This window comes from Klebsiella sp. PL-2018 (genome assembly GCF_019048985.1).
Lineage (GTDB): Bacteria > Pseudomonadota > Gammaproteobacteria > Enterobacterales > Enterobacteriaceae > Klebsiella > Klebsiella michiganensis.
Genome location: NZ_CP077673.1, coordinates 1,745,227 through 1,767,751 on the forward strand (window position 1 = coordinate 1,745,227; position 22,525 = coordinate 1,767,751).

Below are 22,525 nucleotides of genomic sequence, written 5' to 3' on the forward strand. Positions count from 1 at the left end.
TGGTTAAGGGCTGGTCCAATTTCGACATGGTTGGCCATCTGATGATGGCCTTTTTTTTGCCTGCCACTGCGCCATCAGGCGTTACGCCGTTTTCGCCCGCGATTTCATGCCGTTTAATCATATTCATCTGCGCAAATGAGATTATTTTTTGCGTCCGGCATCATCCTTTTTATCCGCGCTATTTTGCATATTAAGTGCTTGCAAAAGGCGGTGGGGAATAATGTGGTGCGAAAGAAAATGCATGAACAATGGGAGAGCTTTAGCTCGCTGGCAGCGCTTTTTTCGCGGGCTACCGGGCTGGAGACCACGGTGATTGAGGCGAATGACAATCGATTACCTGCTGGCTATGGTGGGTTAAATTTCTTTGCCTTACCGTTGATTCAGGACAATACATTATCCGGTTATATTATTTGCGATCATCATAACGCGACCGACAACCAGCATCGGGCGGCGGCGATAAGATTACTGCATTTTATCGTTAATAATATGTCTGCGATTGCAGAAAACAGGCAAGTGGACGAGAAACCGTTGCGGCATAAGAGAGAGTTTTATTATTCGCAAAAATCGTCCCATGAAATAAAACTGCTGTCGGCATTACGCTATATTGATGAAAATTTATATGGTGAGCTGTCTTTAGAGACCGTCGCCGCTCACGTTTGTTTAAGCGCAAATTATTTTAGTCGTTTTTTTAAAAAACGCCAGGGGGTGAATTTTAAAGTCTGGGTTAATCAGCGCAAAATGCAGCGTGCCGGAGAACTGCTTGGCGATCCGTCATATTCGGTAGACAGCGTAGCGCGTAAGCTTCAGTTTGCGCAAACCAGCTACTTTTGTCGGGTGTTTCGCGCCGCTCATCGCACCAGCCCGCAGTCGTTCCGCGATCGGCATCTCGCAGCCGCTTCACGGTAAGTCGATTAGCCGCCGTTTTATCGTTAATACAGATTTTTCCTGGAGCGCTCATAATGTGTGGCCGATCGCGGAAAAATTTTCATTTATGCTCACCAGCGGGCAATTAAATTTCATCGTCTCATCGACTGACTTCGCAAATAAACAAGTTAATGTGAAAAAATATTGACAACTTATTGCTGTTATTTGCATGGCAATCACATTGTATAAATTGTGTTTATTGTAGTGCCTGGGTATTATTGGTTATTATTTGATCAATAACAGTGTGCATTAATCATGGAATAGATCAATGACATCTGAAGGTAAAATAAAATATAACACCCGGGGCTAATCTGATGTCCTTGCGCGCTTTTTTTATCTATTAAACAATTTTTTGCACGCCGTAAATGGAAGACGTTATGAGAGGAAAAATCCCCAAAACTGAATTACTGGTGACCTTTGAGGTTGTGGCTCGCCACGAAAGTTATACTCGAGCAGCGGAAGAGTTGGCTTTAACACAAAGCGCCGTGTTCCGACAGGTCACGGCGCTGGAGGATTTCCTCCATACGTCATTATTTAATCATGCTAAAAAAAGGATTTTTTTAAATGCGGCTGGCAAGCATTATTTGACTATCGTTAAGGAAACGCTTAACAAACTGGAACGTGATACCAACTCCATTATGACATGGCAACCGACGGTGCAGGTGCTTGAGCTGGCCGTCAATCCTACCTTTAGCACCCACTGGCTGATCCCCAACCTGCGCGAGTTTAATAAATTACATCCGGGCATTATCGTTAATATTCATTCGCTGGCTAATATTGGCGATTTTCTTAGCCGCGAGTACGATGCCGCCATTATGCGCGAGGATTTTTGCTCGCCGTGGGCGGAGGTTGAGTATCTGTTCGAAGAGGAAATTCTGCCGGTGTGCGGCTGCGGGCTGCTATCCGAACCCGGGCAGAAGCTGGCGGTCGAGGAGCTGCTGGGCGAGTTTCCGCTGCTGCATCAAAGCACGCGAATTCACGGCTGGCAGGAGTGGTTTGCGCTGTCGAATATCACCAGCCCGCAGATCAACATCGGTCCGCGTTTTGACTTGCTCTCAATGCTGATTGCGGCGGTGCGTTCGAACCTGGGGGTGGCGCTGCTGCCGCGTTTTGCCATTCAGCATGACCTGGATAGCGGTGAGATGGTGATCCCCTGCGATGTGCCGATTCGCACCGGCAACCGCTTCATTATGACGTGGCAGGAGGATAAAGCGGAATCCCGACATTTACAGGTATTCCGCGAGTGGCTGCTGCAAAAATCGGTGGTCTCGGCAGCCTGACGGCGCGTTGTCAGCGCCGCAGACGGCGGTGCCGGGCGCAAAGCGGCATCATTTCCCGGAGGCGATGCTGCGCATCTGTCCGGGCTACCGGCCCGCAGACGGCGGTGAACCCGTAGCCCGGGCAAGGCGCGTCGAGCGCCGCCCCCGGGAGCAGAGCGCAGAGTGGCTGAATTTCCCGGAGGCGATGCTTACGCATCTGTCCGGGCTTGTATGATTACTCCGTCAGAAAGAACCGGCCAGTTCTCTCTGATGGCGGTCCGGATGCCGTGTCCGGGCTTAGGCTTTCGCGCCTGTTCCGTAGATCCTTTGCACCGGACCGCCGTTCTTTCTCATGTGATAAACCGGACAGTATCATGGACCGGCTTTCACCGGTAACCCGTATTTGCAAGGTTGGTTTCACTATGGAAAATGAACTCCACTTCATCGGTATTGATGTCGCCAAAGCTAAACTGGATGTCGATATTCTTCGCCCTGATGGCCGGCATCGCTGTAAAAAATTTGACAATACCCTCTCCGGACACGAAGCGCTGGTCCGCTGGCTTCGCGGCCATGACGTGAACCGTGCCCATGTCTGCATGGAGTCCACCAGCACCTACATGGAAGACGCGGCCGCGCATCTGAGTGATGCCGGGTATACCGTGTCCATCATCAACCCCGCCCTCAGTAAAGCTTTCGCACAGAGTGAGGGGTTGCGCAGTAAAACTGACAAAGTGGACGCCCGTATGCTGGCTCACTTCTGCCGGGAAAAACGCCCGTCAGCCTGGGAGGCCCCTCATCCGACAGAGCGGGCACTGAAAGCCCTGGTGTTAAGGCATCAGGCGCTGACAGAGATGCAGACGCAGGAGAAAAACCGGCGGGAAACCGCGCCGGAGGTTCAGCTGGCCAGCATTGACATCCTGCTGGGATGTCTGAGCGCGGAGCTGGCGCGTATCGAAAAACAGATAAAAGACCTGACGGATAACGACCCGGATATGAAACGACGGCGGAAGCTGCTGAACAGTATCCCGGGCATCGGGGAGAAAACAGCGGCTGTTCTGCTGGCGTATACGGGCCTGAGGCTGAAGTTCGGTACAGCGCGGCAGTTCGCGGCGTATGCAGGACTGACGCCGGTGCAGCATGAGTCGGGCAGCAGCGTGATGCGGGCGAGCCGGATGAGCAAAGCGGGGCCGGTTCAACTGCGCAAGGCGTTATACATGCCAGCGTTATCGGCGCTGTACCATACGGCGTGGGGAAAAGCGTTCAGGAAAAGGCTGGAAGAGAGCGGAAAGGGGGCAAAAGTCATCATAGGGGCGATGATGCGAAAGCTGGCGCAGGTGGCTTATGGAGTACTGAAGTCAGGAAAGGCGTTCGATGCCTCACAGCATGAGCTGTTGATAGCGTAACAACGTTCCCTGAGAAAAAACGACAGCACCAGAGAGTGCTGTCGTTGGTGTGCCTGTCATCCGGGAGCCGGAGAAAGTATCGGCAACTAAAAATGGTTGCAGGCGTTCACAGTATCTACCGGCCCGCAGACGGCAGTGAACCTGTAGCCCGGGCAAGGCGCGTCGAGCGCCGCCCCCGGGAGCATAGCGCAGAGCGGCTGAGTTTCCCGGAGGCGATGCTGCGCATCTGTCCGGACTACCGGCCCGCAGACGAATGTGAACCCGTAGCCCGGCTAAGCGCAGCGCGAGCCGGGTAAAACTACCAGTCGATTCCCACCTGCGCCTGAATACCGCTGTCAAAGGCGTGCTTCACCGGACGCAGCTCACTAACCGTATCGGCAAGCTCCAGCAGCCGGGCGTGGCAGCCGCGGCCGGTGACAATCACGTTCTGCCGCGGCGGACGATTCTCTATCGCCGCGATCACTTCCTGAGTATCCAGATAGTGATACGCCAGCATATAGGTAAGTTCATCCAGCACCACCAGATCGTAGCTCGGGTCGGCCAGCATGCGCTTGCTCTCCTGCCATACGGCCGACGCCGCCTCGATATCTGCCTCCCGGTTTTGCGTTTCCCAGGTAAAGCCGGTGCCCATAATGTGAAACTCAACGCCCAGCGGATGCAGCGTGTTGTACTCTCCATTATCCCACTGACCTTTAATGAACTGGGCAACACCGACGCGCTTACCGTGGCCGACGGCGCGCGTTGCCGTACCGAAGGCGGCGGTGGATTTACCTTTGCCGTTGCCGGTGAAGACGATCAGAATGCCTTTTTGCTCCGTTGCCGCCGCCACGCGGGTAGCAACCTGCGTTTTCAGCTTCTGCTGGCGCTGACGATGGCGGTCGGGATTGCCTCGCGCGTGCATAAATGCTCCTTAGTGTCCTGCCGGACAGGTGGCGCAGCGGTGCTGCTGCTCGAACTGGCTAAAGAAGTTGTTGCCTTTGTCGTCAACCAGCACAAACGCGGGCAGATTTTCGACTTCCATCATCCATACCGCTTCCATGCCCAGCTCCGGATACTCCAGGCAGCGCAAACTTTTCACATACTGCTGCGCCAGCAGGGCCGCCGCGCCGCCGATGCTGCCGAGATTAAAGCCGCCGTGTTTATGGCAGGCCTCGGTCACCTGCTGGCTGCGGTTGCCTTTGGAAAGCATGATCAAACTGCCGCCCGCCGCCTGGAAAGCGTCAACATACCCATCCATGCGTCCGCCGGTGGTGGGGCCCAGCGAGCCGCAGGCCAGATTATTCGGCGTTTTCGCCGGGCCGGCGTAGTAGACAATATGCTTGCGCATATACTCCGGCATCGGTTCGCCGTTATCCAGACGCGCTTTGATTTGGGCATGGGCGATGTCGCGGGCGACGACAATCGGACCGCTCAGCGACAGTCGGGTGCCCACGGGCAGGGCTGACAGGTCGTGGAGGATGTCGCGCAGCGGCCGGTTCAGATCGAGCTGGACGGTCTGCGCCCCGTTTTCTATGCGCTGAGAATCAGGGATAAACTTGCCCGGGTTATGTTCCAGCTTCTCCAGCCAGATGCCGTGTTTGTTGATTTTGGCTTTGATGTTTCGGTCGGCGGAGCAGGAAAGCGCCATTGCGATAGGGCAGGAGCCGCCGTGCCGCGGCAGGCGAATCACGCGAATGTCGTGGGCGAAGTATTTGCCGCCAAACTGTGCGCCGATGCCGAACTCGCGGCTGGCTTTGAGCAGCGCCGCTTCCAGCGACGTATCGCGAAACGCCTGGCCCAGTTCGTTTCCGCTGGTGGGCAGATTGTCGTAATATTTTGTCGAAGCCAGCTTCGCCACCTTCAACGCCTGGTCCGCCGACAGGCCCCCCACGACAAAGGCGATGTGGTACGGCGGGCAGGCGGCGGTGCCCAGCGCCTTCATTTTTTCAATCAGGAAGGCGGTGAGTTTTTCCGGCTGCAGAATAGATTTTGTTTCCTGAAATAGCGCGGCTTTGTTCGCCGAGCCGCCGCCTTTATTGACGAAAAGGAAGCGGTACTCGCTGCCCGGCACCGCGCTGATATCAATCTGCGCGGGCAGGTTGGTCTCAGTGTTGACCTCGGTATACATATCAAGGGGGGCATTTTGCGAATAGCGTAAATTGTTTTCCTGAAAGGTGGTGTAGATGCCCTGACTCAGAGCTTCCGCGTCGTTGCCGCCGGTCCAGACGTTCTGGCCTTTGCTCGCGACGATGGTGGCGGTCCCGGTATCCTGGCAGTTTGGCAGCACACCTTTTGCCGAGACTTCGGCGTTGCGCAGCAGCTGTAGCGCCACGTATTTATCGTTGCCGCTGGCCTGCGGGTCGTGCAGGATGCCGGCGATCTGCTTTAAGTGCCCGGCGCGCAGGAAAAACGACGCCTCATAAAATGCCTGCTGAGCCAGCAATGTTAACGCTTCCGGCGCAACCTTGATGACCTCTTCTCCATCTAACTCTGTCACCTTAACATGTTGATTCGTTAGCAGTTCATATTCGGTATTATCGTTGCTCTGAACAAAAAGTTCCTGCCAGACAAAGGGTTTCGACATTTTACTTCTCACTATTTCGCTAAAAAGAGATTGGCCCGCGTCGCATTCGCGACGTACTCGATGGTCTGCTGGGCGCGGACGCTGTTACCGGCTGCATCCAGCGGAGGGGAGTAGACGGCGATAGCGTATTGCCCGGGAACGACGGCGACCATTCCGCCACCAACGCCGGATTTTGCCGGGATACCGACGGTGTACAGCCATTTGCCGCTGCCGTCGTACAGCCCGGCGATCGCCATTTCCGCCAGCACCTGCGGGACGTAGCTGGCGGTGAGCAGCTGCTTGCCGTTGAACGGTGATTTGCCATTGTTGGCGAGTACGGCCCCCATTTTGGCGAGCTGCTCAACGGTGATATCCACCGAACACTGACGGGTGTAGATTTCGACGGCTTCCTGAGGGTCGCCATAGAAGCTGCGGTATGAATTCATCAGCATCGCCAGCGCCTGGTTATGCTGATTGGTCTCCATTTCGGATTGAAATACCGGCTCGTTAACGCTCAGGGAGCTGTCGGCCCAGGCGTTGAGGTTGTTGAGAATGTTGTTCCAGCGGTCGGTTTTGTCTTTCGCCGCAATCAGGCTCACGGTGCTCATGGCGCCGGCGTTGACTAACGGGTTCTCCGGCGCGCCTTGCGTGAGCTCGACGGCTAAGCCGGAATTGAAGGGCAGGCCGGTCGCGTTCGCGCCGAGTTTATCCAGCACCTCCTGCGGCCCGCGCTGCTCCATTGCCAGCGCCAGGGTGAAAACTTTACTTAAGGATTCCATCGGAAAGGCTTTTGTCACGTCGCCGGTCTGGTAAATTTTGCCTTCGACCGTCGCGAGCGTAATGGCGAAATTATTCGGGCTATAGCTCGCCAGGGCAGGGATATAGTCGGCGACTTTACCGTCGTGATTACTCTTATATTTCTGATGTGCCTGCTCGATGATGCTGGCGTAGTCCGGCGCGCTTTGCGCCTGCGCGGCGGCGCTAAACAGTAAGCTGGCGGTTAAGATGCAGGTGCCAAGAAATTTCACGTTCATGGGGTGTCCCGTTGGGATGATTGGAGGGAACCGGGCCGGACGTATCCGGCCTGGGGCTCATAGCCATTTTGCTGTCAGGACATCGCCACTTCTGACGTTTCGCTGGCAGGGCGCTCCTGCTCCGGTTTTTTGACCGGGGCGGTGCCGCGGCAGCCTTCTCCGTAATGCTCGCCTTCCCAACGGCCAACGATGGCGGCGCCCATGGCGTTACTCATCACGTTGGTGGCGGAGCGACCCATATCGAGGAACGGGTCGACGCCCATCAGCAGGATCAGGCCCGCTTCCGGAATGTTGAACTGGTTCAGCGTCGCGGCGATAACCACCATTGAGGCGCGCGGCACGCCCGCCATCCCTTTGGAGGTCAGCATCAGGATCAGCAGCATGGTGATCTGCTCGCCCATGCTGAGGTGGACGTTACAGGCCTGGGCGATAAACACCGTGGCGAACGAGCAGTAGGCCATGGAGCCGACCAGGTTAAAGGAGTAACCGATGGGCAGGACGAAGCTGGCGATTTTGGAAGAGACGCCGAATTTTTCCAGCTTATCGAGGGTTCCTGGGAAGGCGGCTTCTGAGCTGGATGTGGTGAAGGCCAGCAGCGCGGGCTCGAAGATCGCTTTGGTCAGGCGGCTGATACATGGGCCGACAATCACCGTCGACAGGCCAATCAGGATTGCCCACAGCATGCCCAGCGTCAGGTAGAATTCACCCATAAAGATCCCGGCGCTGACCATCACGCCCAGACCGCGCTCGGCAATCAGCCCGGAGATGGCGGCGAAAACGGTCAGCGGCGCGAACAGCATGACGTACCCTGTGAGCTTCAGCATCACGTGGACCAGCGAATCGAGCACCTTCACAATGGGCTCGGCTTTTTCGCCGATCGCCGCCAGGCTGCAGCCGAGGAAAATAGAGAACACCACGATTTGCAGAATTTCGTTGCGCGCCATCGCATCAACGATGCTGGTGGGTACTGCGTGCGAGATAAACACTTTCAGGGTGAAGGGCTCGGACTGAACGGCGGCCACGGCTCCGGCATCGTGGGGGACAAAGTTGATGCCCGCGCCTGGCTGGAACAGATTGACGATCACCAGACCCAGCGCAATCGACAGCAGCGAGGCGCAAATAAACAGGAAAAAGGTTTTAGAGAATATGCGCCCGAGCGTTTTCGCATCGCCCATTTTGGCGATGCCGACCACCAGCGTTGATATTACCAGCGGGGCGATAATCATTTTTACCAGGCGTAAAAATATAGTGGTAAAAATGGAAATATCCTGCGCATAGGATTTTGCTGTATCTGCTGATGCCATATTATTAATGATCACCCCGGCAATCATGCCGAGTATCAGGCCTAATATGATCATTTTGGTTAAACTTATTTTTTTCATATTTACTCCATCGGAACAGGGTTAGTCGGTGAAGTGGTGTAGGGCGGTGTACGCCTGCGCCAGGCAGCAGCGCAGACGTACGCCTGTGGTGACCAACCGCATAAATTGTCTGGAATACAGTGATACAGCGAAATTCTGTACCCCAATGGATGTTGTTGTATTTTAGAAATTACAGGTCGAACTCAATACTTAATAACGGCGCATGCTGCTGAGCGCCATAAACATCATTGTCCCCGACGTTGCCGGAAATAATATCTCGCGGCATGACGATTTTTACCGCGTTGGCCGGATCGAACCAGATAATGCGATGAATAAAATCAGGCTTTACGTTATATAAGCCGGCAATGAGCTGCGGGGTTAATTGCTCAGAACGTTTGACCCGCTGATAATCTTCCCGGGTTTTAAATAAAATATCTAAAACCAGTTCATACGGTCCGGCGTTTTTGGAGCGGATCACCTGCGCCAGTGAGCATAGGGATTGTTTCATGCCTGAACTCCTTCTGGCGTCACCTGTTCGATATGGAAGTCAAAGCGCAGCGCGTCGCTGGCTTCGATCAGATGATAGATTGAGAACTCATACACCGGGCCGCTCTGAATATCGGAAGGTGAGAACGGGAAGGCGAGGTTGCCCGCGGTGGCAATGCGGTTTTCATAGCCGTAGTGCAGCAGGGTAGAGCGCACCAGCGAACAGACGCTGTTGGCGATATCCTGGGTTGGCGCAACGACATCAAGCAGGATGCCCAGTTCGTGCCCGGCGGTTTTCATCGGTTCGTGATTGCCCATCACGCCGTTCTTTCCATACAGATGGAAGGTCATGCGGATGCTGTCATCGTTCAGGGAGAGGTTGCGTGCGACGCTGGTCTGTACCTCTTCAAGAATATTATCGATTCCGGCAATCATGATCGGGTCGCGCGTTCCGGCAATGGTCAGGCAGCGGAAGCCGACCCGCCGCGCGCCTTCCAGCTTCAGCGCGTACGGCGTCGCTTCATGACGAGAACCGCTGACGTAAACCTCGCCTTCGTTGACGGCTTTGAAGGTGCATCCTTTCAGGTTAAGCACGCCGCCCGGACCGGGCAGGAAATACGGATCGGACTTCTCGTACAGCGTATGCGCCGCCGCAGAGGTTTCGGTAAACTTACGCTTTGGATTAAACGCTTTCAGCGTAAAGCCGCTGTCGTCGATAATCCCCATGGCGCAGTCGGAACCGGAGCCCGGCGTGGCGGCAATGGCCGCGCATTCGAGGATCTTGCCGCAGTGCAGGGCGAGCCCCTCATCAAAGCCCTGCATAATCGGCAGCGCCGCGAAGCAGGCCGGATCGTACGCCCGGCCGCCAAGCACCACCTGGGCGCCGGCGGCGAGCGCCCGCTGAAAGGGTTCGATCCCCATCTGGGCGACGATATAGGTACTCTCTTCAATGGCCTCGTGGGTCAGTTCAGGCACAAAGTCCAGGGCGGTGATTTTGCCGTTATCCAGCGCCTGATGAATGATGGCTTTATCAACATCAGACGGGATCAGTGCCATGGAGAACGACAGTTTTTCTTCCTGCGCAATCTCATGGATAATCTGCCGACACCACTCCAGATGCGGCGCGGCGCCGGATCCTCCAGCGGTGCCGATCACCACCGGTATGTTGTTCTTCACGCCGGCGACGATCATATAGCGCAGATCGCGTTTCACCCCGGCCCGGTCGGTAAAAGGTTTGCCTGCCCCCAGATAGTGGGGGCCGGGATCGGATGAACCGGCGTCAACGGCAATCAGATCCGGGGACTCCGCCATGGCTTTAAGAAAGCTCTCTTCCGGGAAGCCATAGCCGAGGATTGCCGTCGGCGATAAGATCTTAAAGGTACGAGCCATCTCTTAATCCTTAGTCTGCAACAGCGCGATGGTGCGGTTCATTTCGTTAAACACGATGTTAAGACCTTCGTCGAAGCCCATGCCCGGCTTGATCAACATGCGCATCGGACGCGCGGCCAGCGCGACGTGAACGCAGGTGCGGGCGCTGATCTCGGTTTCGTTACAGGTACCGCCCTGATAGGCTTCCATCGCGTGTTTGTTGCAGTACAGCACCGCGTCCACGATGTTATGAATGCCGCCGAGATCCGGGGTTTTGATCTGCACCATGTGGCAGCTGCCGGCATCGGTAAAGTCAACGATATCCTGGTAGGTGTTACACCACTCGTCGGCGACAATTTTTACGCCGGAACCGAGGCGGGTCAGCTCTTTGGTAATGGCCGTGAGCATACGGATCTGGTCCGGTTTATTACCCGCATCCACCGGGCCTTCTATGTAGAGCGGCAGGCCCTGCGCCTCTTGCTCCAGGCTGGCGATATAGTCGGCGCAGCGAACCGGATCCATATCGAAAATCAGGCCGATGGTGCCGTACACGTCGATATGCAGCGTGGGGCGATAGCGGGGGCTGGTGCGCAGGCTTAAGATGCGGTCGGACAGCCAGCGGACATACTCACGCAGTTTTTCCCCTTTCAGACCCAGCTTCTCTTCGACGTTGTTAATGAGCGCATGCGGCAGGACGTCAACGCCTTTGAGGATCATTTTGTCCACGGCGATGTAGCGGTCGTCGCCGCTCTGACCAAATAACGGAATCGCTTCCGGTATGCAGGGCAGCTGCCATTCGTCGCAAACCACCTCCGCCTTCAGGCGGCCGCTGGCCAGCGCGGTGGCGTCGAGCAGCGCCTGGGAAAGACCGTAGCGGACGGCGGTATGCAGCAGATGACCGTCGATGCGCAGTTTGTCGAAGAAGCGGGCGTTCGGCAGGAAGGTATCGACATCGCGGCCCTCCAGCAGCGGTTTGATATGATCGTTGAGGAACGGGATAAAGTTCTCCGCCAGGAACAGCGGGTCGCGGCCGCCCGCGCCGGAGTACTGTACGGCGGCACAGTCACCGACCGCCACCGCGCCGTTTTCCAGAATCAGCTGGACGGATACGCATTCACCCGCCTGGCGTACCGAGGTGAAGCCTGGCGTTACCGGAGCACCGGTATAAATGAACCCATCATGACCCGCGCCGTTTTTAATCGCCTGCTGATCGTCAAAATAGAATGAAGAGTAGCCAGCGGTGAAAAGGGCCTGTTTAATTTTCATTATGGTCTTCCTATTAATTTACTGTGGGATACCGCGTTGATGTCATCAACAACCATCTGGAATGAGGGTTTGCGTCCTTCAAAATGCGCACGTTCAGCGACGTAATCGTGGTGCAGGGCGAGGATGTCCTTCGGCAGCGGAACCGCGCCGGCTTCAAGCACGCGAATGGCGCCGGCATTGTCGCGGACCGGCAAAATTTTGCCCGCGTTGCAGGATGCGGGGGCAAAAGGCACGTCCAGGACGCCCGCTTCAAAGGCCAGCACCGTACCGCGGGCGATGTCGCCGTTGCCCAGCTCGAACACTTTCTTCAGCACTGCGCGAACCTCGCTTTTTATCAGCTCCACTTCCTGCTCAACCGCGGCGCGGGCGGGAACTTCTGATCGCTGACCATATTGAGCATCTGGCGGGATGCCCTCAGCCCCTGCGCGTTGGCCGCCGCGGTGGGAATACCGAACGCTTCATGCGGGCTCTTGGTGATCACTTTGGTGGCGCCGGACATCCCGGCTACCGCCGCGCCCCAGGAGATAATGGCAAAGGCTTTTGATTCATCTTCCGGAAAGCCGCCCATCCACTGGTGGAAGACGGTACTCAGCTCATAATCGTCGAATCCGTAATTGCCAAAGTATTCGTGGGAGAGTTCGCGAAGAGATTTAATCGCCGCGATGTCCTGGGTGAGGCTGCCGACCTGGCCGTAGCCGACGGTGATTGACTTGACGCCCTGTTCCAGCGCCAGCAGACCTTCGATAATGGCCACCGCGTGGGACATAAACGGTGGGATCAGGGTGCCGGTCAGAGGGCCGAACGGTTCGCGGTTAATACGAATGCCGTGTTCTTCATACAGGCCCATCAGGCGGTCGCAGTATTGCCAGTCGCGAATCGACTTCTCCAGGGTGACGCGCTTGGCGTAGGGAATGTTGTAGGAGATACCGCCGCCTTCGTAGCTGGTAAAGCCGCTGGCCATGGAGATTTCCGCCAGCAGGCGCGCGTCTGGCGTACCGTGACGTACCTGGACCGGTTTTTCCAGCGCTTCGGTCATCCGGCGGCAGGCGGCGACGCCGTGGTTAACCACCGGCAAACCATTCAGTTTGGAGGTTCCCGCCTCGATGGATTTCTGTATGCCGACCGCCGCTTCTTCGTAACGGTTGAGGCGGGTATAGGCATCGATGGTGCTGGGCAGCAGATCGCACTCTTCCTGCAGGGTTTTGAGCAGCGCAATATGTTCATCCATCAGCGCCACGCCCGCGCGCGGCTGGCTCAGGGTTTTACCCTCCTGGTCGGCCTTAAGCAGAGCGTGAGAAAAGCGTTTTTTCTCAGGAATGGTTTGCTGGTACTTCACGCCATCTTCGAAGTGCTCAACGTCCTTGCCGGTATGCCAGGTCTGCAATACCTGATGCCGCTCGGTCATGAATTCGTCGTGGGTTAATTTTTTATTTCGAAGTTCCATTCGTAGCTGCCTTCATTTATAGGGTTAAACAGTGAATGCTGGTGCGAGCGGCGAGCTCGGGGTAGAGCCTGGCAACGTTTGCCAGCAGCGGAAGCAGGCCTTTTGCATCGCGGTAATAATCAAACCGGGTTGGCAGAAGAATGCGTCTGCCGTCGTCATCCAGTTCGCGGTATTTCAGCCAGCGGTGGATGTCGAAGCCGCTGGCGCGGGAGAGCCATCCACCGGAACCGACGACTTTACGCACGGGGGTCAGATCGCGGCCCATCTGTAAATCGACGTTGCCCACGCAGGTGCAGACCTGCTTTTTGGTGCCCGCGTGGCGTTCGCTGGCGTAGCCGACGCACAGCCCGGCCAGCACGGTGTCGAAATATTTTTCTTCCGCGTTGAGCGGCAGATAATCCGGCTGAGCGACCAGATGGCGCAGGTAGCGGTAAAAGGCCTCCTGACGCTGCGGCTGGTGGGCAAACACCACGTTCACCAGCTCCTGAGTACTTTCACCGACCACGACAGCTGAAACGCGCATGCCGAGATCGCCTTCCACCGTGCGTTTTACATATGGCTCCGGAACGCCGTGCAGAACGGTATCCGGCGAGAGCGTGTTGGCGCTGGCGGAGTAGACGTCGGTGGTGGCGCCGCCCATATCGATCAGCATGAACTCTTTCCACGCGCTGTCGTAATGACTGATGGTTTTCACCAGCTCGTAGACGGTCCACGGCGTTGGCATCGGCTCTTCGCCGGTTTCTGCGACGATAACGTCCAGTCCTTTACCTTTGACGATTCGGGATAAGAAGACATCGCAAATCGCCTTGCGGGCAGCGTAGGGATTAGGGTGATCGAGATCGGGCAGAATGTTGTCTACCGTGGTCAAATCTTTGTGGCCAAGGATGGCCTGAACCTCGTCCTGAATATCCCGGTTTCCGGCATAGATAATGGCGCAGTCGAGCGTTGACTCCGCCAGCGCATGGGCGTTGGCCAGGCCGTAGCTCTCCTCGCCGCCGTCGGTTCCGCCGGTAAACAGCAGGATATCCGGCGGCGTGGCTTCCAGCGCCTGGATATCGTGGCGGTTGAGTTTGTAGGCGTAGTATTGGGCGATTTTGGCCCCCGCCGAGTGGGCGGTGACTTTTGCTGATTCCAGGGTGATGGACGGCACCAGACCCATCGCGGCAACGGCAAGACCGCCTTTTGCCGATGAAGAGTATTTCAGCGTGACGTCACCGCGGTGCAGCAACGGGCGCGCATCGGCAACGTTAAGCACCCGGTTCAGGCTGGCAAAAAAGCCTTCCGCCAGGTGATGGGTAGTGGTCGGGGTCAGAACGTGGTTTACCAGCGTCAGCTCATCCCCCTCCTGTGCGAAGAGGGCCGCTTTGGTCCACGTCGAGCCGATATCGACAGAGACGGTTTGCATCAGATAGCCTCTTCCAGACACTGCTGTTCAACGCCGTGGCGCTGGTTGATATCGTTCGCCATCAGCCTGCAGACGTCTTCCAGATCGTGGCTTGGGGCAAAGACGCGATTGAAGCCCATCTCTTTGAATTTGGCCTCGACGTCGGCAAAATCATGCTTACCGACCACCAGGTTGCCGCCAACGTAAAGAAGAATATCGCCGATACCCCGTTCGATGCAGCGTTCGCGCAGTCCCAGGCAGTCGATATCGCCGTGGCCGTAAATAGACGAGACAACGATGGCGTCCGCGCCGGTTTCGATAGCGGCATCGATATATTCATCCTGACTGACCATCACCCCCAGATTGATTACGCGAAAATCATGGGCAGTAAAAACGCGGTCCAGGACTTTGTTGCCTACTGCATGGCAGTCAGCACCAATGACGCCAATAACAAGTGTTGATTTCTTCATGGGTAATCCTCTGTAAGGCTGATGGTATAAAAATAAAAACGACTTTCTAATATTTGCAGCGTTGATGATGGCCGCCTGTTAATAGGGCTGGAGTGTCTGTGGTTCGAAGGGGGGAAGCAATTGATCTATTTTCAGAATATCTTTCAAAAAAGTCTTGTTTTTGATTTTTCTTTAAAAAATCCTTTTGTATCATGATGTTGTTAGTTTTTTTATTGTCTGGGGATATTTCTGTTCAGATCTTTTTAATAAATGGATTGCGATGTTTGTGAGCAAGGTCTTATTTTATATTTTGCGTTTATTTTGCCTTGATAATAAGCGGTAAATACAATTCTTTAAATTTTTCTGTGAGCATAGTAACGGAATTTATGTGCTGTTTTTTATATGCGTCACGGCGAATTTGTTAGATTAAAGATATAAAATGGTGATTTGTTTATTTAATATTTCATTTTTGTTGAATGGCGGAGTGGGGCAGGAGAGCTGCTGTCCGGGGGGGATAAAAGCGCAGGGGGAAAGTCTGCTGCATAAAGAGCAGGGTGCGTTGCGTCACAAAACGACGAGAAAGAGAATGTACGCCGCATTTACTTGATAATGAGATAGTTACGCATCTGTGTTAATTGAAAGTAAACGCAATGATAAATGTAATAAGCAAAAAAATTTAGGGCATTAACTTGATAAAAAAAATCTGTGAGCTACACGACATTGTCAGCTGATGCCCGGATTAATGCGCCCAGCGCTCATCCCATTAAATTCCCCTCCGCGGCGAAATAAATGGACTATCATTTTCAGTAACCGTTGATACTCTTGAAAAACATATTGTTAACCTAGTGTTTACCTGTACGGTACACGGTATACATAATTAACATTTAAAATGAAAATTGATTTAAATCAATGTTTAAAACTTGGAAAAGGTCGCGAAATGGAGTTAAATTGTCGCGGATCAAATTGACCGAAATCTGGTATTTTCGCTATAAATTGATCGCTGTCGAAAACTGCAAATTTATCACAATAAAAACCTATTTATTGTAAGGGTTTTGCAGCGTAATATAATCACGGGATCAATTTGGGTGTTTTGTTAACATGTTTGTAACTTCTCATTACTATCGTTTTCTTGCATGAGAAAACGGGCGTGACGAGAAGAAGCAAATAAATTTGTATTGGGGCATGCGTGTGACCCTTTCTAACGGGGTTCACTCTCGGAGTCTTCATGCGATGAGCAAGGAGTCATGATGTTAGATATAGTCGAACTGTCGCGCTTACAGTTTGCCTTGACCGCGATGTACCACTTCCTGTTTGTGCCGCTGACGCTAGGTATGGCGTTCCTGCTGGCCATCATGGAAACGGTCTACGTCCTTTCCGGCAAACAGATTTATAAAGATATGACCAAGTTCTGGGGCAAGTTGTTTGGTATCAACTTCGCGCTGGGTGTGGCAACCGGTCTGACCATGGAGTTCCAGTTCGGGACTAACTGGTCTTACTACTCTCACTATGTGGGCGATATCTTCGGTGCGCCGCTGGCCATTGAAGGTTTGATGGCCTTCTTCCTCGAATCTACCTTTGTCGGTCTGTTCTTCTTCGGTTGGGATCGTCTGGGCAAAGTTCAGCACATGGCCGTGACCTGGCTGGTGGCGCTGGGCTCCAACCTGTCGGCGCTGTGGATCCTCGTCGCTAACGGCTGGATGCAGAACCCGATTGCGTCGGACTTCAACTTTGAAACCATGCGTATGGAGATGGTCAGCTTCTCTGAGCTGGTCCTGAACCCGGTTGCTCAGGTTAAGTTCGTTCATACCGTGGCGTCAGGCTACGTGACCGGCGCGATGTTCATTCTTGCCATCAGCTCCTGGTATATGCTCAAAGGCCGCGACTTCGCTTTTGCCAAGCGCTCCTTCGCTATCGCAGCAAGCTTCGGTATGGCGGCGATTCTCTCCGTTATCGTTCTCGGTGATGAATCCGGCTACGAAATGGGCGACGTGCAGAAAACCAAACTGGCGGCTATCGAAGCTGAATGGGAAACTCAGCCTGCTCCGGCGGCCTTTACCCTGTTTGGTATTCCCGATCAGAAGGCGCAGGAGAACCGCTTCGCGATTCAAATTCCTTACGCGCTGGGCATCATTGCGACTCGCTCCGTGGATAAACAGGTTACCGGCCTGAAAGACCTCATGGTTCAGCACGAAGAGCGTATCCGTAACGGGATGAAAGCTTACGCGCTGCTGGAACAGCTGCGTGCCGGTTCAACCGACCAGGCCGTGCGCGATCGCTTTAACGACGTGAAGAAAGATCTGGGCTACGGTCTGCTGCTGAAACGCTATACCGACAACGTCTCTGACGCGACGGAAGAGCAGATTGCTCTGGCGACCAAGGACTCTATTCCTGCCGTGGCGCCGCTCTACTTCGCCTTCCGTATCATGGTAGCGTGCGGCGTGCTGATGCTGTTGATTATCGGCGCCTCCTTCTGGAGCGTGATTCGCAACCGCATCGGTGAGAAAAAATGGCTGCTGCGCGCCGCGTTCTATGGCCTGCCGCTGCCGTGGATTGCCGTTGAATCGGGCTGGTTTGTCGCCGAATATGGCCGTCAGCCGTGGGCTATTGGTGAGGTGCTGCCGACGGCCGTCGCGAACTCGTCGCTGACCGCGGGCGACCTGATCTTCTCTATGGTGCTGATTTGTGGCCTGTACACGCTGTTCCTGGTGGCTGAACTGTTCCTCATGTTCAAGTTTGCCCGCAAAGGACCAAGCAGCCTGAAAACCGGTCGCTATCACTTTGAACAGTCCTCTGCGGCTATTCAGTCGGCACGCTAAGACAGGAGTCGTCAAATGATCGATTATGAAGTATTGCGTTTTATCTGGTGGCTGCTGATCGGCATTTTGCTTATTGGTTTTGCCGTCGCCGATGGCTTCGACATGGGGGTGGGGATGCTCACCCGTTTCCTCGGTCGTAACGACACCGAGCGTCGAATTATGATTAACGCCATTGCCCCGCACTGGGACGGAAACCAGGTGTGGCTGATCACCGCCGGCGGCGCGCTGTTTGCCGCCTGGCCGATGGTCTACGCCGCCGCGTTTTCCGGCTTCTATGTGGCCATGATCCTGGTGCTGGCCTCTTTATTCTTCCGTCCGGTGGGTTTCGACTACCGCTCGAAGATTGAGGATAACCGCTGGCGTAACATGTGGGACTGGGGCATCTTCGTCGGCAGCTTCGTGCCGCCGCTGGTGATTGGCGTGGCGTTCGGCAACCTGCTGCAGGGCGTTCCGTTCCACGTTGATGAATATCTGCGCCTGTACTACACCGGTAACTTCTTCCAGCTGCTGAATCCGTTTGGCCTGCTGGCCGGTATTGTTAGCGTGGCGATGATCCTGACGCAGGGCGCGACCTATCTGCAGATGCGTACCGTGGGTGAACTGCACCTGCGCACCCGCTCCGTGTCTACGGTGGCGGCGCTGGTGACGCTGGTCTGCTTCGCGCTGGCGGGCGTTTGGGTCTACTACGGTATCGACGGTTATGTGGTGAAATCGGTGATGGATCATACCGGCCCGTCTAACCCGCTGACCAAAGAAGTCGCGCGTGAAGCCGGCGCGTGGATGGTGAACTTTAATAACATGCCGGCGCTGTGGGCGATTCCTGCTCTGGGCGTGGCGCTGCCGCTGCTGACCGTCATCTCGACAAAAGCGGATAAAGGCGCATGGGCGTTTCTGTTCTCCTCGCTGACGCTGGCGTGCATCATTCTGACTGCCGGTATCGCCATGTTCCCGTTCATTATGCCATCAAGCACGGCGATGAACGCGAGCCTGACCATGTGGGATGCGACCTCCAGCCAGCTGACGCTGAACCTGATGACTTACGTGGCGATTGTCTTCGTACCGATTATTCTGGCCTACACCGCCTGGTGTTACTGGAAAATGTTCGGTCGCATCACTCGCGAAGACATCGAAAAGAACACCCACTCGCTGTACTAAGGTAAGGAGCTATATATGTGGTATTTCGCATGGATTTTGGGAACGCTTCTTGCCTGTGCTTTTGGGGTGATTACCGCGCTGGCGCTTGAGCACGTGGAAGCCACCAAAGCAGGTAAAGAAGAACACTGATGAGTATTATCGCGACTCTTTACGCGATAATGGACAAGCGCCCGTTAAGGGCGCTTTCCTTATTGATGGCGCTGGCGCTAGCGGGCTGCATCTTCTGGGATCCGTCGCGCTTTGCGGCCAAAACCAGCGAGCTGGAAATCTGGCACGGCTTCCTGCTGATGTGGGCGGTTTGTACCGGCGTTATCCACGGCGTGGGCTTCCGCCCGCGCGCCATTCACTGGCAGGGAATTTTTTGTCCGCTTATCGCTGATATTGTGCTCGTTTTGGGCCTGTTCTTTTTCTTCTTTTGAATAAGAAATCTCTGTTAACCATATGGGCTTGCATAAGCCCATAAAAATTTACTCCTCGTTTACTTTCCCCCATTCCAAACCACGATTCCCGCGCGTATAGTAGCGAAGTTTGAAAGCACTAACCTTTTGTTGCATTACCGGGATGTAAAGTGAATACAACGCTGTTTCGATGGCCGGTTCGGGTCTATTACGAAGACACCGACGCCGGTGGTGTGGTTTACCACGCCAGCTACGTCGCTTTCTATGAAAGAGCACGCACAGAGATGCTGCGCCATCATCACTTCAGCCAACAGGTTTTGCTGGCTGAACGAGTTGCCTTTGTGGTTCGCAAAATGACGCTGGAGTATTTTGCGCCCGCCAGACTCGACGACATGCTCGAAATCCAGACGGAGATAACCTCAATGCGAGGAGCTACCCTGGTTTTCACGCAGCGAATCGTCAACGCCGAGAACGTCGTTTTGAATGAAGCTGAGGTTCTTATCGTGTGCGTTGATCCACTCTTAATGAAGCCTCGTGCGCTTCCCAAGTCTATTGTCGCGGAGTTTAAGCAGTGACTGAGATGAATATCCTTGATTTGTTCCTGAAGGCGAGCCTTCTGGTTAAACTTATCATGTTGATTTTAGTTTGTTTTTCCATCGCCTCCTGGGCCATCATTATTCAGAGAACGCGTATCCTCAATTCGGCGTCACGTGAGGCCGAAGCGTTTGAAGATAAGTTCTGGTCCGGTATCGAGCTTTCTCGTTTGTACCAGGAAAGCCAGGGTCGTCGCGATAATCTGACCGGTTCGGAACAAATCTTCTACAGCGGCTTCAAAGAGTTTGCGCGTCTGCATCGTGCGAACAGCCATGCGCCGGAAGCGATTGTCGAAGGGGCGTCGCGCGCCATGCGTATTTCGATGAACCGCGAGCTGGAAACCCTGGAAACCCACATCCCGTTCCTCGGTACGGTGGGTTCTATCAGCCCATATATCGGTCTGTTTGGTACCGTATGGGGGATCATGCATGCCTTTATCGCGCTGGGCGCGGTAAAACAGGCGACGCTGCAAATGGTCGCGCCGGGTATCGCAGAAGCGCTCATCGCGACGGCAATTGGTCTTTTTGCCGCTATCCCGGCGGTTATGGCCTATAACCGTCTGAACCAGCGCGTGAACAAACTTGAGCTGAACTACGACAACTTTATGGAAGAGTTCACCGCCATTCTGCACCGTCAGGCGTTTACCAGCAGCGAAAGCAATAAGGGGTAAGCCATGGCCAGAGCACGTGGACGCGGACGTCGCGAACTGAAGTCCGAGATCAACATCGTTCCGCTGCTGGATGTCCTGTTGGTGCTGTTGCTGATCTTTATGGCGACAGCGCCGATCATTACGCAGAGCGTAGAGGTCGACCTACCGGACGCAACGGAGTCGCAGGCGGTGAAAAGCAACGATGAGCCGCCGGTGATCGTTGAAGTCTCCGGCGTCGGGCAGTACAGCGTGAAAGTTGGCCCGGAAACGTTATCGCAGCTGCCGCCGGAACAGGTTATTGCGGAAGCCAGGCGTCGACTTGAGGCGAATGAGAAAACGGTGTTCCTGATCGGTGGTGCTAAAGAGGTGCCATACGATGAGATTATTAAAGCGCTTAACCTGTTGCACAGCGCAGGGGTTAAATCGGTTGGCTTGATGACCAAGCCGATCTAATCGCTCGCAATATGCACGCCCGCCAGCACGTCGGCTTTGGGACAACAGCGTCTCGTGGCCGACGTCATATAACGGGAACAGGCGAACAGTTTTTGGGAACCGATAGTGTCAAAGGCAACCGAACAAAACGACAAGCTTAAACGAGCGATCATAGTATCAGTCGCGCTGCACATCGTATTGATAGCGCTGCTGATCTGGAGTTCGTTTGACGAGCATCTGGATGCTTCTGCCGGGGGTGGCGGAGGTTCCTCTATCGATGCGGTAATGGTCGATCCGGGGGCGGTTGTGAAGAATTATGACCGCCAACAGCAGCAGCAGGCCAGCGCCCGCCGCGCCGCCGAGCAGCGTGAAAAGCAGGCTCAGCAGCAGGCGGAAGAGCTACGTGAAAAACAGGCCGCCGAGCAGGAACGGCTGAAACAGCTGGAACAGGATCGTCTACAGGCGCAGGAAGCGGCTAAAGAGGCGAAAGAACAGCAGAAACAGGCGGAAGAAGCCGCGGCGAAAGCCGCCGCAGCGGCAAAAGCCAAAGCGGACGCACAGGCGAAAGAGGCGCAGGAAGCTGCCGCCAAAGCCGCCGCTGACGCGAAAGCGAAGGCCGATGCGCAGGCGAAAGCAGCCGAAGCCGCTGCGGCGAAAGCGGCGGCGGATGCGAAGAAACAGGCGGAAGCCGCGAAAGCGGCCGCGGACGCGCAGAAAAAAGCCGAAGCGGATGCAGCGAAGAAAGCTCAGCAGGAAGCTGAGAAGAAAGCGCAGCAGCAGGCAGAGAAAAAAGCGCAGCAGGAAGCGGCGAAACAGGCCGCTGCTGAAAAAGCTGCCGCCGAAAAAGCGGCAGAAAAAGCCGCCGCGCAGAAAGTCGCCGCTGAGAAAGCGGCAGCCGAGAAAGCCGCCGCAGCGGAAAAAGCCGCCGCCGAGAAAGCCGCGGCAGCCAAAGCTGCAGCAGCAGAGAAGGCCGCCGCAGACAAAGCGGCGAAAGCCGCCGCCGCTAAGGCAGCAGCCGCCAAGAAAGCCGCTGCGGCCAAAGAGGCCAACGGCGTTGACGATCTGCTCGGCGACCTGAGCTCCGGTAAGAATGCGCCGAAAGGTAATACCAGCGGTAGCGCTGGGGGTTCATCTCCTGCTAAAGGAAGTAAGCAGGGGCAGGGTGGGGCATCCCAGGCTGAGATTAACAGCTATATTTCACAGGTGCAGGCTGCGATTAAAGGTCATCTCTATGACTGGGATACCTACAAGGGGAAAACCTGTACTTTACGTGTGAATCTGGCTCAGGATGGAACGCTGTTAAGTGTGAAATCGGAAGGCGGCGATCCGGCGTTCTGTCAGCAAATGCTGGCGGCAACGAGCCGGATGACGAAGTTCCCTAAACCGCCGTCGCAGGCTGTTTATGAAACATTCAAAAATGCGCCACTGGACTTCAAACCTCAGTGATAGTTTTCCCCGTTTATGCGGGGAAAACAAACGTCGGTAGGCCCAGGGTTTTGGTAGTTTTGTGTATTTGAGTTTGTTAACATTCTGCTAAATTATCGTGGGCTTTTCGCCTGGA

General features: G+C 55.0%; 19 protein-coding genes and 2 pseudogenes. 11 read left to right on the plus strand and 10 right to left on the minus strand.

Annotation, left to right across the window (positions count from 1 at the left end):
* The first annotated feature begins 135 nt into the window (after positions 1-135).
* The 3 genes from MKleb_RS08065 (at position 136) to MKleb_RS08075 (ending at position 3,586) form a co-directional block, all read left to right on the plus strand.
* Positions 136-906: a helix-turn-helix transcriptional regulator gene (locus MKleb_RS08065; protein WP_029946893.1), complete on the plus strand. Its 771-nt coding sequence runs from the start codon at positions 136-138 to the stop codon at positions 904-906.
* Positions 907-1,301: 395 nt separating this feature from the next.
* Entirely contained in the window at positions 1,302-2,204 is a 903-nt protein-coding gene (locus tag MKleb_RS08070; RefSeq protein WP_004848928.1) for a LysR family transcriptional regulator, read from the plus strand.
* 401 nt (positions 2,205-2,605) lie between these two features.
* Positions 2,606-3,586: an IS110 family RNA-guided transposase gene (locus MKleb_RS08075; protein WP_108703487.1), complete on the plus strand. Its 981-nt coding sequence runs from the start codon at positions 2,606-2,608 to the stop codon at positions 3,584-3,586.
* Between the two features lie 298 nt (positions 3,587-3,884).
* Here the strand turns inward: MKleb_RS08075 and cobO are convergent, their stop codons facing one another.
* The 10 genes and pseudogenes from cobO to glmS all read right to left on the minus strand — a co-directional run bounded on the left by cobO (position 3,885) and on the right by glmS (position 14,941).
* On the minus strand, positions 3,885-4,487 hold the full coding sequence (gene cobO / locus MKleb_RS08080; protein ID WP_014228448.1) for a cob(I)yrinic acid a,c-diamide adenosyltransferase: 603 nt from the start codon (positions 4,485-4,487) through the stop codon (positions 3,885-3,887).
* A 9-nt stretch (positions 4,488-4,496) separates the two neighbouring features.
* On the minus strand, positions 4,497-6,149 hold the full coding sequence (locus MKleb_RS08085; protein WP_025108138.1) for a class I fumarate hydratase: 1,653 nt from the start codon (positions 6,147-6,149) through the stop codon (positions 4,497-4,499).
* A gap of 11 nt (positions 6,150-6,160) precedes the next feature.
* Positions 6,161-7,162, minus strand: a complete 1,002-nt coding sequence (gene glsA, locus MKleb_RS08090; RefSeq protein WP_014228450.1) for a glutaminase A — start codon at positions 7,160-7,162, stop codon at positions 6,161-6,163.
* Positions 7,163-7,265: 103 nt separating this feature from the next.
* A pseudogene (locus MKleb_RS08095) lies at positions 7,266-8,544 on the minus strand (dicarboxylate/amino acid:cation symporter); the annotation flags it as partial.
* Positions 8,545-8,713: 169 nt separating this feature from the next.
* Positions 8,714-9,031 carry a DUF4387 domain-containing protein gene (locus MKleb_RS08100; protein ID WP_025108137.1) on the minus strand — a complete coding sequence of 106 codons (318 nt, stop codon included), beginning with the start codon at positions 9,029-9,031 and terminating at the stop codon, positions 8,714-8,716.
* Positions 9,028-10,398, minus strand: a complete 1,371-nt coding sequence (locus MKleb_RS08105; protein WP_025108136.1) for an acyclic terpene utilization AtuA family protein — start codon at positions 10,396-10,398, stop codon at positions 9,028-9,030. Before MKleb_RS08105 ends, MKleb_RS08100 begins: the two co-directional genes overlap by 4 nt.
* Before the next feature lie 3 nt (positions 10,399-10,401).
* Positions 10,402-11,643, minus strand: coding sequence for a methylaspartate ammonia-lyase (locus MKleb_RS08110; protein ID WP_025108135.1), 1,242 nt, complete (start codon positions 11,641-11,643; stop codon positions 10,402-10,404).
* Positions 11,643-13,087: pseudogene (locus MKleb_RS08115) on the minus strand (methylaspartate mutase subunit E). The gene MKleb_RS08110 and the pseudogene MKleb_RS08115 overlap by 1 nt, the downstream one beginning before the upstream one ends.
* Positions 13,088-13,103: 16 nt before the next feature.
* Positions 13,104-14,492 (minus strand): methylaspartate mutase accessory protein GlmL, encoded by a 1,389-nt coding sequence (glmL, locus tag MKleb_RS08120; protein WP_025108134.1) that lies wholly within the window; start codon positions 14,490-14,492, stop codon positions 13,104-13,106.
* Positions 14,492-14,941, minus strand: a complete 450-nt coding sequence (gene glmS, locus MKleb_RS08125; protein WP_004848951.1) for a methylaspartate mutase subunit S — start codon at positions 14,939-14,941, stop codon at positions 14,492-14,494. The genes glmL and glmS overlap by 1 nt, the downstream gene beginning before the upstream one ends.
* A 1,226-nt stretch (positions 14,942-16,167) precedes the next feature.
* On the opposite strand from glmS, the gene cydA reads away from it, so the two are divergent.
* The 8 genes from cydA to tolA all read left to right on the plus strand — a co-directional run bounded on the left by cydA (position 16,168) and on the right by tolA (position 22,410).
* Positions 16,168-17,736: a cytochrome ubiquinol oxidase subunit I gene (gene cydA / locus MKleb_RS08130; protein WP_004130574.1), complete on the plus strand. Its 1,569-nt coding sequence runs from the start codon at positions 16,168-16,170 to the stop codon at positions 17,734-17,736.
* Between the two features lie 15 nt (positions 17,737-17,751).
* Complete coding sequence (gene cydB, locus MKleb_RS08135) at positions 17,752-18,891, plus strand: cytochrome d ubiquinol oxidase subunit II (RefSeq protein WP_004848954.1); 1,140 nt, start codon at positions 17,752-17,754, stop codon at positions 18,889-18,891.
* 15 nt (positions 18,892-18,906) lie between these two features.
* Positions 18,907-19,020, plus strand: a complete 114-nt coding sequence (cydX, locus tag MKleb_RS08140) for a cytochrome bd-I oxidase subunit CydX (protein WP_004100325.1) — start codon at positions 18,907-18,909, stop codon at positions 19,018-19,020.
* Positions 19,020-19,310, plus strand: coding sequence for a cyd operon protein YbgE (gene ybgE / locus MKleb_RS08145; protein WP_004100327.1), 291 nt, complete (start codon positions 19,020-19,022; stop codon positions 19,308-19,310). Before cydX ends, ybgE begins: the two co-directional genes overlap by 1 nt.
* A gap of 149 nt (positions 19,311-19,459) precedes the next feature.
* Entirely contained in the window at positions 19,460-19,864 is a 405-nt protein-coding gene (gene ybgC, locus MKleb_RS08150; protein ID WP_004100330.1) for a tol-pal system-associated acyl-CoA thioesterase, read from the plus strand.
* Positions 19,861-20,553 (plus strand): Tol-Pal system protein TolQ, encoded by a 693-nt coding sequence (gene tolQ, locus MKleb_RS08155; RefSeq protein ID WP_014228456.1) that lies wholly within the window; start codon positions 19,861-19,863, stop codon positions 20,551-20,553. Before ybgC ends, tolQ begins: the two co-directional genes overlap by 4 nt.
* A 3-nt stretch (positions 20,554-20,556) precedes the next feature.
* Positions 20,557-20,985 carry a colicin uptake protein TolR gene (tolR, locus tag MKleb_RS08160; RefSeq protein ID WP_004130580.1) on the plus strand — a complete coding sequence of 143 codons (429 nt, stop codon included), beginning with the start codon at positions 20,557-20,559 and terminating at the stop codon, positions 20,983-20,985.
* Between the two features lie 105 nt (positions 20,986-21,090).
* Positions 21,091-22,410, plus strand: a complete 1,320-nt coding sequence (gene tolA, locus MKleb_RS08165; RefSeq protein WP_025108133.1) for a cell envelope integrity protein TolA — start codon at positions 21,091-21,093, stop codon at positions 22,408-22,410.
* The last annotated feature ends 115 nt before the right edge of the window (positions 22,411-22,525 follow it).